This window comes from Massilia violaceinigra, assembly GCF_002752675.1.
GTDB lineage: Bacteria > Pseudomonadota > Gammaproteobacteria > Burkholderiales > Burkholderiaceae_D > Telluria_A > Telluria_A violaceinigra.
This window is the reverse complement of the sequence record NZ_CP024608.1, coordinates 2,723,948-2,736,907: the sequence shown is the minus strand read 5'-3', so window position 1 is coordinate 2,736,907 and position 12,960 is coordinate 2,723,948. Positions and strand designations below refer to the sequence as shown.

Genomic DNA, 12,960 nt, shown 5'->3' with positions numbered 1-12,960 from the left:
ATCATGACCAAGACCACATTGATCTGCGGTTCGCTCGCATTCGACAAGATCATGCAATACAACGGCCGTTTCGGCGAAACGCTGCTGGCCGACCAACTGCACAAGGTCAACGTCTCCTTCCTGGTGCCGACCTTGCGCACCGAATACGGCGGCTGCTCGGCCAACATTGCCTACAACCTCAAGATGCTGGGCGGCGAGCCGCTGATCATGGCCGCGATCGGCCAGGATGGCGGCGAGTACCTGGAACGCTTCGAGAAGCTCGGCATCGAGACGCGCGCGATCCGCAAGATCACCCACTCGTACACCGCGCAATGCTTCGTCACGGCCGACCTCGACAACAACCAGATCAACGCCTTCCACCCGGGCGCGATGGAATTCGCGCATGAAAACAATGTCGGCGACCAGGGTGCGCTGCGCGTGGCCATCATCGCGCCGGACGGGCGTGGCGGCATGATCAAGCACGCGCGCGACTGTGCGGCGCTGAAAGTACCGTTCATGTTCGACCCGGGCCAGCAATTGCCGATGTTCAGCGGCGACGAATTGATCGAATTCATCAACCAGGCGAGCTATGTGGCCGCCAACGACTATGAATTCGAAATGCTGATGGACCGCACCGGCCTGACCCTGGCCGACATTGCCGGCCGCCTGGAAGCGCTGATCGTCACGCGCGGCGAGAAGGGTTCGGAGATTTACACCGGCGGCAAGCGCCACGAGATTCCCTGCGTGCAAGCGGCGGCGGTGGTCGATCCGACCGGCTGCGGCGATGCCTACCGCGCCGGCCTGCTGTTCGGCATCACGAACGACCTCGACTGGCCAACCACAGGCCGCCTGGCGAGCCTGATGGGCGCGATCAAGATTGCGCACCAGGGTGGCCAGAACCACGTCGTCACGGCCGCCCAGATCGCCGACAAGTTCGAAGCCGAATTCGGCTACCGCTTCTAAGTTACAAAACCGGGGTCAGAGCTTTAAATAGAAATCTTTCTAGTTAGAGCTCTGACCCCGGTTGTAGGACACGGCTGCATTTACTTTAGGAGTATCTGAGCGGCCTGCTCCGGCGTCAGGGTCGCCGATACCACTTCGACCAGCTTGCGCGTGCTGGTCAGCCCGTGCGTGATCGTGAGCGCGCTTTTCGGCACGCCCAATTCTCCCGATGAATATTTAATCAAGGCCTCGTTGGCCTTGCCTTCGATCGGCTGCGCCTGCAGCTTAAGTTGCAAAACTGGGGTCAGAGCTCTCAAAACTGGGGTCAGAGCTCTAAATAGAAATCTTTCTAGTTAGAGCTCTGACCCCGGTTGTAGGACACGGCTGCATTTACTTTAGGAGTATCTGTGCGGCCTGTTCCGGCGTCAGGGTCGCCGACACCACTTCGACCAGCTTGCGCTTGCTGGTCAGCCCGTGCGTGATCGTGAGCGCGCTTTTCGGTACGCCCAGTTCTCCCGATAAATATTTGATCAAGGCCTCGTTGGCCTTGCCTTCGATCGGCTGCGCCTGCAGCCTGAGCTTGAGCGCGTCATCGAGCACGCCGATCACCTCGGTCTTCTTGGCGTTCGGGGTGATCTGCACCGCCAGCCGCAATGCGCCCGGCAGCGCCGAACACCAAACCCGGCTCACCGCAGGCCGAACATCATCTGCACCAGGATGTGCACGATCTTGAGCAGGATCATCGCCACCATCACCGACAGGTCGATTCCGCCGATCGGCGGCACCACTTTGCGCAGCGGACGCAGCAAGGGGGCGTTGAGGGCCTGCACGAAGGGCGCCATCGGCGCCTGCGGGTTGACCCAGCTCAGGATGACTTCGATGAACAGCAAGCCGATGAAGCCGTACAGGATCCAGGTCAGGAAGGCGTACACGGCCATGATGGCCACCATTTCGAACGAGGCGCCGAAGAACAGGATCACGGACGTCGCCAGCGCCACCACCAGAAAGGCGCCGACCAGGCTGGCCCAGTCGTAGCCACCCACGCCGGGAATGATGCGCCGCATCGGCAGCACCATCCAGTCCGACAGGGCGTAGATAAATTGCCCGAGCTGCGACGGCGGACGCACGCGGATCGCCTGCATCCAGAACCGCAGTAACAGGACCCCACCAAGAATGGTGGCGATGGTGTCGACGATCAACTGAACAATACTGTACACGTGCTCTCCTTAAAAAAAAACCGCTGTGTGATACGAGTCACACAGCGGTATTTTGCCTGATCCAGGCCCAACAACCTGTTACGGACGGCTGCTGGTCGGGAAAGGCCATGCTGCTGCCGGAGCCAACACAGTTTTCGCCGCTGGCGCCGGAGCCGGTGCTGCCGCTGCTGCTGGTGCAGGAGCTGCTGCTGGCTTCGACGCTGCGTCGGTTTTCGGTGCAGCTGCCTTCTTCGGCGCTGCTGCTTTCTTTACAACCGGCTTGGCTGCCGGAGCGGCAGGAGCCGCTGGCGCCGCTGCTGGCTTGGCTGCTGGCTTCGCCGCAGCCTTAACCGGCTTTTTTGCTGCTGGCTTAGCCGCCACCTTTTTTGCTGCTGGCTTTGCTGCTGCTTTCGCTGCTGGCTTTGCTGCTGCTTTAGTTACTGCTGGTTTTTTGGCGGTCGACGTCGCTGCTGCTTTTTTGGCGGCTGGCTTGGCTGCGGCTTTGCTGGCTGCTGGCTTCGCTGCTGCTTTTTTGGCGGCTGGCTTGGCGGCCGGTTTGGCTGCGGCTTTCTTCGCTACCGGCTTGGCTGCTGGCTTCGCTGCCGACTTGGCTGCTGGCTTGGCCGACGACTTCGCTGCGGCTTTTTTCGCTGCCGGCTTCGCTGCTGCCTTCTTCGCTACTGGCTTGGCCGTGGCTTTTGCCTTGGCTGCCGGCTTGGCTGCCGCTTTTTTGGCGGCTGGCTTTGCTGCTGCTTTTTTAGCGACTGGCTTGGCGGCCGACTTGGCTGCTGCCTTTTTCGCTACTGGCTTGGCGGCCGGCTTGGCTGCCGATTTAGCTGCCGACTTGGCTGCTGGCTTGGCGCTGGTTTTTGCTGCGGCTTTTTTCGCTACTGGCTTCGCTGCTGGCTTGGCTGCGGCTTTTTTCGCTGCTGGCTTGGCTGCGGCCTTTTTCGCTGCCGGCTTGGCTGCAGGTTTGGCTGCGGCTTTCGTGGCTGGCTTGGCTGCGGCTGCTTTCGCGGCGACTTTCTTCGCTGGTTTCTCGGCAGCGGCTTTCGCGGCTGGTTTCTTTACTGCGGGTTTCTTAGCGGCTGTTGCCATTTGGGTTCTCCTTCATCTGCGATGGGAAAAAATCACGCTACAAGATTTAAAACCCGTCCGACCCGTAACTGGAGGTCAGGCGAATTATTCATCGGCACAAACGTGTTCGTGTTTATGCTAATGAATTCGGCACCAGCTGAACTGCTGCAACTCCTCAAGTTTGCAGCGCTTCAGCTATAGTCGTTTCTGAAAACAGAGACGACGGATACGGTGTTCATGGTTCGCTGTCCACATCCAAAAGCCCACAACCGTAAAAGAAAAAGCCGCCATGCCTGAACCGGATCAGGCAGTGCGGCTTTGTCTTTTGCAGAAGTTTAAGCACATATCTGTTGAATCAGCGTCCCATTTTGATCGATGATTTTGTCGTCGCGCGCGGCTTGCATCTTCGCGTTCACGTTTTGACAAATTCAATCACGTAAAGTACACGAAAACCTTGTCAGTGCGCAACCAGCACACTGCGTTTCGCTTACTTTTTTTTTCGACGGCACGCGCGCCATGCGCGCGGCGCGTTTTGAAAATCGTTTATTCGCAGTTCAATGCGCCGCCGGTTTGGCATCTGGTCACGCGCGTCCCGACAAAGCGGCGCTCCTTTTTCAGGTCGATCATCGCGCTCATCGACGGGCGCGGATTTTCTTCTTCTGCGCACAGCGCGCCGGGTCCGAACCGCTGCGCGCGGCGGTGCGCAATGAAGCGCAGGCAAGCGTTGAACATGACCGCGTCGGGGCCGGCACACTGCGCGCCATGATGTCGCCGGCGTGCGCATATTCGCGCTCGGCCGATCGCAGATTCAGCGCTTGATCTCTTCGCCGAAAGCCGCCCTCCACAGCAGCGGATTTTCCTTCGCGATCGCGCCGATCGCGTCGGGCGCAAAATTGCAATGCATTGATTCGTCACGCAAAATGCTCTGATAGCGCTCCGCCGCACCCATCATTTTGTTGTGCCGCCCGAGCGCAGGAATCAGTGGAAATCCGACGTAAAAGAACACGCCTTTCATCAAACAGGCGAACGCAATCGGCGACTTCGACAGCGCCCAATCGTCCTCCACGGCACCCGTGGTGAAGGCCGGATCGGTCGGGCGATTGATGAACGGAATGAGGAATTCTGCCTTAGCACGCATCGCTTCGGCCTCGTTGCAGGCATTGAAAATCTGCGCTTCATCGCGGCCCGGGACTGCATGATGTACTGGAAGATGTGCGAGTCAATCGCGACATCGCAGGCTTTCCGCGGCAGGTATTGGCGGCATTCGGGCGCGTGATGTGACGCTCGCTTGCGAGCACGATGTCGTTCGCGGCGGGCGAATCGGCGCCCGCAACGACGCCTGGATTTCTTTTTACGCGACGACGCTCGTCGTCGTCAAACCGTTGGGATTTTTCCACAACTCTGTCGCGCTGCATGACGCGCTCGCGCAGTTCACGTTGCGCATGCCACACCGTTCGATGCGCTGACGCTCGCGCCGTTGACCCTGTTCATGTCGTGGCGCCGCGCGCGCCTGCCTGTCTGCTCCCGCGCATGCTGTCGGAGGCCGGCGGCATGAAAGCGCTGAAAGCAGACATCGCGGCATCGAGATTGGCGAACTTTCCTTGCGCCGGTTTCAAGATGGAGATAGAGGTGGCGGTGGCGAGCATGCCCGGCCGCGGCACCACGTCGTGGAGTGCGCGTGAGGTCCATCTTGCAGTCGCTGCAAGATGGCGCAGAACCTGAGAGAGAGTCCGGCCAGGATCACCGTGCCGTAAACGGACTCGGGCGAACATGAAAGTTCGCCCGAAGCTTGAAAGACAATCAATTGAGCAGAAGCCTTCCTCAGCTCAATTTTCTGGGGATCACTCCCAGTTCAACGCGCCGCCGGTCTGATACTCGGTCACGCGCGTCTCGAAGAAGTTGCGCTCCTTCTTCAGGTCGATCATTTCGCTCATCCAAGGGAATGGATTTTCCTCTTGGGCGAACAGCGCATCCAGGCCAATCTGCTGCGCGCGGCGGTTCGCGATGAAGCGCAGGTAACCTTTGAACATGGTCGCGTTCAGACCGAGCACGCCGCGCGGCATGGTGTCTTCGGCGTACGCATACTCCAGGTCGACCGCTTCCAGGAACAGCGCCTTGATCTCTTCGCGGAAAGCCGGCGTCCACAGCAGCGGGTTTTCCATCTTGATCGTGTTGATCAAGTCGATCCCGAAATTGCAATGCATCGATTCGTCGCGCAGGATGTATTGATATTGCTCCGCCGCACCCATCATCTTGTTCTGGCGTCCGAGCGCCAGGATCTGGGTAAAGCCGACGTAGAAGAACAGCCCTTCCATCAGGCAGGCGAACACGATCAGCGACTTGAGCAGCTTCTGGTCGTTCTCCACGGTACCCGTGGTGAAGGCCGGATCGGTCAGGGTATTGATGAACGGAATCAGGAATTCATCCTTGTCGCGGATCGACTTGACCTCGTTGTAGGCGTTGAAAATCTCCGCTTCATCCAGGCCCAGCGACTCCACGATGTACTGGTACGCGTGGGTGTGGATCGCTTCCTCGAACGCCTGGCGCAGCAGGTACTGGCGGCATTCCGGCGCCGTGATGTGGCGGTAGGTGCCCAGCACGATGTTGTTGGCGGCCAGCGAATCGGCGGTCACGAAGAAGCCAAGGTTGCGTTTGACGAGACGACGCTCGTCATCCGTCAAACCGTTGGGATTTTTCCACAACTCGATGTCGCGCTGCATGTTGACCTCTTGCGGCATCCAGTGATTGGCGCAACCGGCCAGGTATTTGTCCCACGCCCATTTGTACTTGAACGGGACCAGCTGGTTCACATCGGTCTTGCCGTTGATGATGCGCTTGTCGTCGGCGTGCACGCGCTTGGCGACCGATGCGGCGTCGGCGGCGGGTTCAGTACCCGTTACGGCGGCGCTTGGCGCCACGGGGCGCGCGGCTGGCGCGCTGGCTGTTTCATCGTCCCAGGACAACATGGTCATTTCCTCTTTTCGTCTGTCTTCAATTCGGTATTGCGCGGAGCGCCGTGGCGCTCCGCCTGTTTGCCGGAGATGACTCCGGCGATGACACTATTACTGGCAGGCTTCGCATTCCTCGAAGCCATCGTCGCCCGGACGCAGGTAGCACGCCGCGCCGTCTTCCTCGGCCGCCGCCGCGGCTGCCGTCGCTGCCGCTGCGCTCGCCGCCACCTTGGCCGCCGTATCGGCCGCCGCACCCATCGCGTGGGCCGACATGCCGCCATCCACCGCCACCGCGTTCAGCGCGCCGGTCTTGGAAGTCGACTTCTCCATGTGCGTCGCCGCAATGGTGCGCAGGTAGTAAGTGGTCTTCAGGCCGCGCAGCCAGGCCAGCTTGTAGGTTTCGTCGAGCTTCTTGCCCGAGGCGCCAGCCATGTAGATGTTCAGCGACTGGGCCTGGTCGATCCACTTCTGGCGGCGCGATGCCGCTTCCACCAGCCAGCTCGGCGACACCTCGAACGCCGTTGCGTAAATGTCACGCAAGTCTTGCGGGATGCGGTCGATCTTGGCCAGCGAACCGTCGAAATATTTCAGGTCGGCGATCATGACTTCATCCCACAGGTCGCGGGCCTTGAGGTCGCGCACCAGGTAAGAATTGATCTCGGTAAATTCGCCGGACAGGTTCGACTTCACGTACAGGTTCTGGAAGGTCGGTTCGATGCAGGCCGACACGCCGATGATGTTCGAGATCGTCGCCGTCGGGGCGATCGCCACGCAGTTCGAGTTGCGCATGCCGAACTGCTTGATGCGCTCGCGCACCACGGTCCAGTCCATGGACGAGGACATGTCCACTTCCAGGTAGCCGCCGCGTTCCTCGGCCAGCAGCTTGATCGAATCCTGCGGCAGGATGCCGCGGTCCCACAGCGAGCCGCTGTACGACTCGTAGCGGCCGCGCTCTTCGGCCAGCTCGGTCGAGGCCAGGTAGGCGTAGTAGCACACCGCTTCCATCGAGGAATCGGCGAATTGAACAGCCTGGTTCGACGAATAAGGCACGCGCATCATGTGCAGGCAATCCTGGAAGCCCATGATACCCATTCCCACCGGACGGTGGCGCATGTTCGAGTTGCGTGCTTTTTCGACGGCGTAGTAATTGATATCGATGACGTTGTCGAGCATGCGCATCGCGGTGCGCACGGTTTTCTGCAGCTTGACCGGGTCGAGCTTGCCTTCCTTCATGTGCGCCGGCAAGTTCACGGAACCCAGGTTGCAGACGGCAATTTCCGACTCGTTGGTGTTCAGGGTGATCTCGGTGCACAGGTTCGAGCTGTGGACCACGCCGACGTGTTGCTGTGGCGAACGGATGTTGCATGGATCCTTGAAGGTGATCCATGGGTGGCCGGTTTCGAACAGCATCGACAGCATCTTGCGCCACAGGTCGAGCGCGGCGATCTTCTTGAACACGCGGATTTCGCCGGCGGCCGCTTTGGCTTCGTAGCCGGTGTAGGCCAATTCAAACGCCTTGCCGACCTTGTCGTGCAGGTCAGGCGTTTCCGATGGCGAGAACAGGGTCCAGTCGCCCTTTTCCATCACGCGCTTCATGAACAGGTCGGGAATCCAGTTGGCCGTGTTCATGTCGTGGGTGCGGCGGCGGTCGTCGCCCGTGTTCTTGCGCAGATCCAGGAATTCTTCCACGTCCATGTGCCAGGTTTCCAGGTAGGCGCACACCGCGCCCTTGCGCTTGCCGCCCTGGTTGACCGCCACGGCGGTGTCGTTGACCACTTTCAGGAACGGCACCACGCCTTGCGACTTGCCGTTGGTACCCTTGATGTGGGCGCCCAGGGCGCGCACCGGCGTCCAGTCGTTGCCCAGGCCGCCGGCGAACTTGGCCAGCAGCGCGTTTTCCTTGATCGCGTCGTAGATACCTTCCAGGTCGTCCGAGACGGTGGTCAGGTAGCACGACGAGAGCTGCGAGCGCAGGGTGCCGGAATTGAACAGGGTCGGGGTCGAGCTCATGAAGTCGAACGACGACAGCAGGTTGTAGAACTCGACGGCGCGCGCTTCGCGGTTTTCTTCGCGCAGGGACAAGCCCATGGCCACGCGCATGTAGAACGCCTGCGGCATTTCGATGCGCACGTCGCGCACGTGCAGGAAGTAGCGGTCGTACAGGGTTTGCAGGCCGATGTAGCCGAACTGCAAGTCACGGTCGGCGACCAGGGCCTTGGCCAGCTTGGCCAGGTCGAAGGTGGCCAGGACCGGGTCCAGCAACTCGTTCTCGATGCCCTTGGCGATGTATTTCGGGAAGTACTCTATATAGTGTGCCGCCGCTTTGGCTTGCGGCACTTCTTCGCAGAACACTTCCTTGCGGATGGTGTGCAGCAGGATGCGGGCGGTCACTTGCGAGTAAGCCGGGTCCTTTTCCATCAGCGCGCGCGCAGCCAGGATGGCGGACTTGTGCAGCTCTTCGACCGGCACGCCGTCGTACAGGTTCTTGACCGTTTCGGCCAGGATGGCGTCGGCGTCGACGTGTTTTTCCAGGCCGACGCAGGCGGCGGCGATCAGGTCGCGCACCTGGTTCATGTCGAGCAGGCGGCGCTGGCCGTTTTCAGTCACGTGGATCTGGGGGGCAGTCAGTTGCGCGGAGGCGCCTTGCGCCTCCTTCTGCAGGCGGCGCTCTTCCATGTGCTTGGCGCGGTACAGCACGTAGGCACGCGCCACGTCGTGCTCGCCCGAGCGCATCAGCGACAGTTCGACCTGGTCCTGCACGTCTTCGATGTGGAAGGTGCCGCCCGATGGCTGGCGGCGGATCAGGGCCGACACGACGTTCTCGGTCAGTTGCTCGACCAGTTCGCGCACGCGCGCGGAGCCGGCGCTCTGGCCACCGTTAACGGCCAAAAACGCCTTGGTGACGGCGATCGAGATCTTGGAGGGTTCAAAGGCGACGACAGCGCCGTTGCGGCGGATGATGCGGTAGTCGCCGCGGGCGGCGACGGCGGCGGCACTGGTCGGTGCTGGCTGGCCTGCTGCTCCAGGTGTGATGTGCAATTGGTTGATCGAAGAATCTTGGGATGTTTGCATTGAACCTCCTGGAGCGGCGGGCTTTGGTCTGCCGCCGGTTGTTATCAAGTGGACGGCGTCAATCCACCGTCCCCAACAAATATAAAAACAAAAAAACTACCCCCGCCAGCCTGGAATGTCGAGGCCGGCGCCGTAAGGCGATGGTGGGTGGATTGCGTTAAAAACTAGGCTTGCCGTGCTGCGTTATGGATGCTGAGTTATCGGTGGCAGAGCTTCAAAAACCACTATATCTAGTCGATTCATCAAATGTGGGACTAATTGTAGTACCTCACCCGGGGAGTGGCAATAGAATTAAGTAGCAATATTTTCCTGTGCGTCGCTTGACTTTTTTGACTCAGGCCGCATGAAGGACTGCCCGGTTAGCACATACTAACGGGTGCCCTTTTTTGAAGCAGCCGCCAGCTCGCGCGCCTGCCATTTTTGCGTCGCGGGGCAGCATTATAAACCGTGGGGGGAGTGGGCGTTGGATTGGGCCTGGAAGGACGCCACCCGTCTATCTCGTCGCCCCCGCGCAGGCGGGGGCCCAAGTTATTTCTGCGCAGACGCGCCATAGGCCCAGGTGTCGGCCGCCGCACCCTAGCCCTCCGGCTCCTGGATATCGAGCTTCTGCATCTGATAGCGCAGCTGCCGAAAACTGATCCCCAGCAGCAGGGCCGCCTGGGTGCGGTTGAACTGGGTTTGGGTCAGCGCACGCAGAATGATCTCGCGCTCGACCTGCTCCAGATAGTTGGGCAAGTTGCTAGGCAACTCCGCCGGCCCGCTCGCACTCACCGGCGCGGCCGCCGTGTGCGGCGCCATCGCCGCCTGCACGGCCGCCGGCACCGGCGCCACCACCGCCTCGGCCGCCGGCGCCGGCCGCTCGGCCACCCGCGCGCCCTTGAGCGACAGGTCGCCCACTTCGATCACGCCATCGTTGGCGAACGCCAGCGCCCGTTCCAGCACGTTCTCGAGCTCGCGCACATTGCCCGGAAACGAATACGTGCTCAAGGTTTCCAGCACCTGCGGCCCGAGCGCGGCTTTCTGCCCCGGTCCGGCCAGGCGCGCCAGCATGCCATCGACCAGCACACCCAGGTCGTCGAGCCGCTCGCGCAGCGGCGGCACGCTCAATTCGATCACATTCAGGCGGTAAAACAGATCCTGGCGGAACTTGCCGGTCTCGACGCACTGCGCCAGGTTCTGGTGCGTGGCGCTGATGATGCGCACATCGACCGGCTCCTCGCTGGTGGCGCCGATCTTGCGCACGCGCCGTTCCTGGATCGCGCGCAGCAGCTTGACCTGCATCGCCAGCGGCAGATCGGCCACCTCATCGAGCATCAGGGTGCCGCCGTTGGCCGCATGGAAAAATCCGTCGCGCTCGTCGGCCGCGCCCGTAAACGCGCCCTTGCGGTAGCCGAAAAACTCGGCTTCCATCAGCGCTTCGGGAATCGCGCCGCAGTTCACGGCAATGAAGGGCTTACCCGCGCGCGAACTGCGGGCGTGGATTTCGCGCGCCACCAGTTCCTTGCCGCTGCCCGACTCGCCCGTAATGGCAATCGGCGCCATCGAGCGCGCCAGCCGTTCGATCTGATTGCGCAGCGACTGCATTACGGCCGATTCGCCGATCAGGCGCGAGGCCGTGCCGGCGGCGGCCGGGCTGCCGGTCTGCGTGGACGGGGCCGACAGGCGCAGGGCCGACTGCACCATGACGCGCAGATCGTCCAGCACCACCGGCTTGGACACGTAATCGAAGGCGCCCGCCTTCAAGGCCACCACCGCGTTTTCGGCGCTGCCGTAGGCGGTCACGACCGCGATCGGGGTCGATTTGTTGGAAGCGTTCACTTCCTGCACCAGTTCCAGGCCCAGGCCGTCGGGCAGGCGCATGTCGGTCAGGATCAGGCCGTAATCGTTCTGCGCCAGGAAAGCGCGCGCCTCGCGCAGCGTTTCGGCGCTGTCCACATCGAGCCCCATCCTGACCAGCGTGATTTCCAGCAGTTCGCGTAAATCCGCCTCGTCATCGACGACCAGTACGCGGGGTGATGTCATGTTGTTGCCTTTCTGTTACTAGTGGCGCCGCGCGCTCCCAGCGGCTGCGCGAACGAAATCACAAACCGGCCGCTGGCCTTGCGTACCCCGAAGCCGCTGGCGTCGAAGCGATACTCGTAATCGAGCATCGCCGCGTTGTTCAGGCACAGCTCGCGCGCCAGGTACAGCCCCAGCCCGGTGCCCTTGCTCGAGGTCGTATAAAACGGTTCGAACAGGTGGGCCCGCACCTCGGGCGTGATGCCCGGCCCGTCGTCCTGCACGTGCAGCTCCATGCCGCCGGCCGCATCGGTGACGACGTACACGCGGATACTGCCCTCCCCGCCGCTGGCGTAGCGCAGCGCATTGGTCAGCAGGTTGATCAGCACTTCGCGCAGGTGCAGCGCGTCGAAACGCACCGGCACGGCTCCAGTGTTGCCTAACCACACTATATCATTGGCGACCCCTTGGGTTTCGTCAAATTCGGCTTTCAGCTCATTCAAAAAGGGGCCGAGCAACAACGGATCGCCGTTGGGCTGGACCTTGCGCGACAATTGCAGTATGTCTTCAACCATGCGGTTCACCCGCGCCACATTGTCGCCGACGATCTTGAGCAGGCGCGCCTGGCCCGGCTCGTGCAAGTCTTCCGCCAGCAGGGCGGTGGCGTGGCCGATGGCCGAGAGCGGATTGCGCACTTCGTGCGCGATGCTGGCGGTCAGGCGTCCCATCGAAGCCAGTTTCAGTTCCTGGGCCTGGTTTTCGATGGCGGTGACGTCCTGCAAAAAGATGACGCAGCGCTCGGACGCCTCGTCGACCGTGTCGACCCGCGCGAAACGCAGCTTGAGGTGGGCCGCCAGGTCGCGCCGCCCGCTCCAGGCGGCCGTGCCGGCGTCGCCGCCGCCGCTGTCGCGGTACGGCTTGACGGTCACGAAGGCGGCGCGCGGCCCGCCCGCGGCCGGTCCGACCTGCCGCTGCCACTCCGAAAACGCATGCGCGACCGGTTCCAGCGCCGCCACCTCGGACAGGGCAAAGCCGCTGTCGCCGTTGGCCAGCCCCAGCATGTGCTGGGCGGCCGGGTTGCCGGCGAAAATGTGCCCGTCGCGGTCGACCACGAGGATGCCGTCATCGACGTCGGCGATGACGATCTGGTTGATCGCCTGCTGGATTTTCAGGTCGGCGCCGTGGCGCGCGGCCAGTTCTTCCTGCCGGATCAGCTTGGCGGCAAGGCGGCTGACCACCATCACGATGGCGAAGAAGGCGGCGCCGTACAGCCCGGCCTGGGTGAGCGGCATGCCGGCCATGCCCAGGAACACCTGGTACAGGGAATCGATCAGCAGGAACAGGGTGACCAGCGCGGCCGAAAACAGGGCCAGCAGGCGCGGCGCCAGGATCGCGGCGCCGGCCAGCGGGAACAGGTACAGGATCACCAGGCTGCCCCGGCTCGCCGCCGCGGCCATGTACAGCACCGAAATGACCGCGATGTCGACCGCGATCTGCACCACCACCTGCATCAGGAAGTGATTGCGCACGTACACGCTGGCCAGCACGAACGCGCCGGCCAGCGCCAGGTAGGCGATGCAGGTTTCGGTATACAGATGGTGGCCGGCGCCGGCCGCGCCTTTCTGGTCGAACGCCAGATACGCCAGCAGCACCAGCGAAATGACGATGCGGGTGGCGGTCAGCGCCTGCAGCGAGCGCCAGAATGTTTCGCGCGACTCTGCCGACAGCCCGCTCCAGAAGGACAT

Annotated in this window: 11 protein-coding genes and 1 pseudogene; 3 read left to right on the top strand and 9 right to left on the bottom strand. The window is 62.0% G+C overall.

Annotation, left to right across the window (positions count from 1 at the left end):
- Window positions 1–3: 3 nt before the first annotated feature.
- Window positions 4–942 carry a carbohydrate kinase family protein gene (locus tag CR152_RS12455; protein WP_099875190.1) on the top strand — a complete coding sequence of 313 codons (939 nt, stop codon included), beginning with the start codon at window positions 4–6 and terminating at the stop codon, window positions 940–942.
- Between the two features lie 80 nt (window positions 943–1,022).
- Here CR152_RS12455 and CR152_RS12450 read toward each other — a convergent pair whose 3' ends face one another.
- The 3 genes from CR152_RS12450 to CR152_RS12440 form a co-directional block, all read right to left on the bottom strand.
- Window positions 1,023–1,217 carry a DUF167 domain-containing protein gene (locus CR152_RS12450; RefSeq protein WP_229413363.1) on the bottom strand — a complete coding sequence of 65 codons (195 nt, stop codon included), beginning with the start codon at window positions 1,215–1,217 and terminating at the stop codon, window positions 1,023–1,025.
- A gap of 94 nt (window positions 1,218–1,311) precedes the next feature.
- Complete coding sequence (locus CR152_RS12445; RefSeq protein WP_099875188.1) at window positions 1,312–1,611, bottom strand: DUF167 domain-containing protein; 300 nt, start codon at window positions 1,609–1,611, stop codon at window positions 1,312–1,314.
- Window positions 1,608–2,138: a YggT family protein gene (locus CR152_RS12440; RefSeq protein WP_167399893.1), complete on the bottom strand. Its 531-nt coding sequence runs from the start codon at window positions 2,136–2,138 to the stop codon at window positions 1,608–1,610. Before CR152_RS12440 ends, CR152_RS12445 begins: the two co-directional genes overlap by 4 nt.
- Before the next feature lie 107 nt (window positions 2,139–2,245).
- Between CR152_RS12440 and CR152_RS32885 the strand changes: the two genes are divergently transcribed.
- Both CR152_RS32885 and CR152_RS32880 read left to right on the top strand, forming a co-directional pair.
- Window positions 2,246–2,467, top strand: coding sequence for a hypothetical protein (locus tag CR152_RS32885; RefSeq protein WP_157778459.1), 222 nt, complete (start codon window positions 2,246–2,248; stop codon window positions 2,465–2,467).
- On the top strand, window positions 2,440–3,336 hold the full coding sequence (locus tag CR152_RS32880; RefSeq protein ID WP_157778458.1) for a hypothetical protein: 897 nt from the start codon (window positions 2,440–2,442) through the stop codon (window positions 3,334–3,336). Before CR152_RS32885 ends, CR152_RS32880 begins: the two co-directional genes overlap by 28 nt.
- A gap of 401 nt (window positions 3,337–3,737) precedes the next feature.
- On the opposite strand, the pseudogene CR152_RS12430 reads toward CR152_RS32880, so the two are convergent.
- The 6 genes and pseudogenes from CR152_RS12430 to CR152_RS12410 form a co-directional block, all read right to left on the bottom strand.
- Window positions 3,738–4,596 (bottom strand): annotated as a pseudogene (locus CR152_RS12430) (ribonucleotide-diphosphate reductase subunit beta); the annotation flags it as partial.
- 85 nt (window positions 4,597–4,681) lie between these two features.
- Window positions 4,682–4,840: a hypothetical protein gene (locus CR152_RS34155; protein WP_229413362.1), complete on the bottom strand. Its 159-nt coding sequence runs from the start codon at window positions 4,838–4,840 to the stop codon at window positions 4,682–4,684.
- A gap of 195 nt (window positions 4,841–5,035) precedes the next feature.
- Window positions 5,036–6,160, bottom strand: a complete 1,125-nt coding sequence (locus CR152_RS12425; RefSeq protein ID WP_099882256.1) for a ribonucleotide-diphosphate reductase subunit beta — start codon at window positions 6,158–6,160, stop codon at window positions 5,036–5,038.
- Between the two features lie 96 nt (window positions 6,161–6,256).
- The gene (locus CR152_RS12420) at window positions 6,257–9,217 is read right to left on the bottom strand and encodes a ribonucleoside-diphosphate reductase subunit alpha (RefSeq protein ID WP_099875185.1); all 2,961 of its coding nucleotides are present in this window, start codon (window positions 9,215–9,217) and stop codon (window positions 6,257–6,259) included.
- Window positions 9,218–9,793: 576 nt separating this feature from the next.
- Window positions 9,794–11,239, bottom strand: a complete 1,446-nt coding sequence (locus tag CR152_RS12415; protein ID WP_099875184.1) for a sigma-54-dependent transcriptional regulator — start codon at window positions 11,237–11,239, stop codon at window positions 9,794–9,796.
- Window positions 11,236–12,960 carry a sensor histidine kinase gene (locus CR152_RS12410; protein ID WP_099882254.1) on the bottom strand — a complete coding sequence of 575 codons (1,725 nt, stop codon included), beginning with the start codon at window positions 12,958–12,960 and terminating at the stop codon, window positions 11,236–11,238. Before CR152_RS12410 ends, CR152_RS12415 begins: the two co-directional genes overlap by 4 nt.

Bases quoted from the DNA above. Each gene is read 5' to 3' on its own strand.
- CR152_RS12410 (WP_099882254.1), bottom strand. From the start codon at position 12,960: ATGTCCTTCTGGAGCGGGCTGTCGGCAGAGTCGCGCGAAACATTCTGG.
- CR152_RS34155 (WP_229413362.1), bottom strand. From the start codon at position 4,840: ATGCTCGCCACCGCCACCTCTATCTCCATCTTGAAACCGGCGCAAGGA.
- CR152_RS32885 (WP_157778459.1), top strand. From the start codon at position 2,246: ATGCTGCTGCCGGAGCCAACACAGTTTTCGCCGCTGGCGCCGGAGCCG.
- CR152_RS12425 (WP_099882256.1), bottom strand. From the start codon at position 6,160: ATGTTGTCCTGGGACGATGAAACAGCCAGCGCGCCAGCCGCGCGCCCC.
- CR152_RS12455 (WP_099875190.1), top strand. From the start codon at position 4: ATGACCAAGACCACATTGATCTGCGGTTCGCTCGCATTCGACAAGATC.
- CR152_RS12420 (WP_099875185.1), bottom strand. From the start codon at position 9,217: ATGCAAACATCCCAAGATTCTTCGATCAACCAATTGCACATCACACCT.
- CR152_RS12415 (WP_099875184.1), bottom strand. From the start codon at position 11,239: ATGACATCACCCCGCGTACTGGTCGTCGATGACGAGGCGGATTTACGC.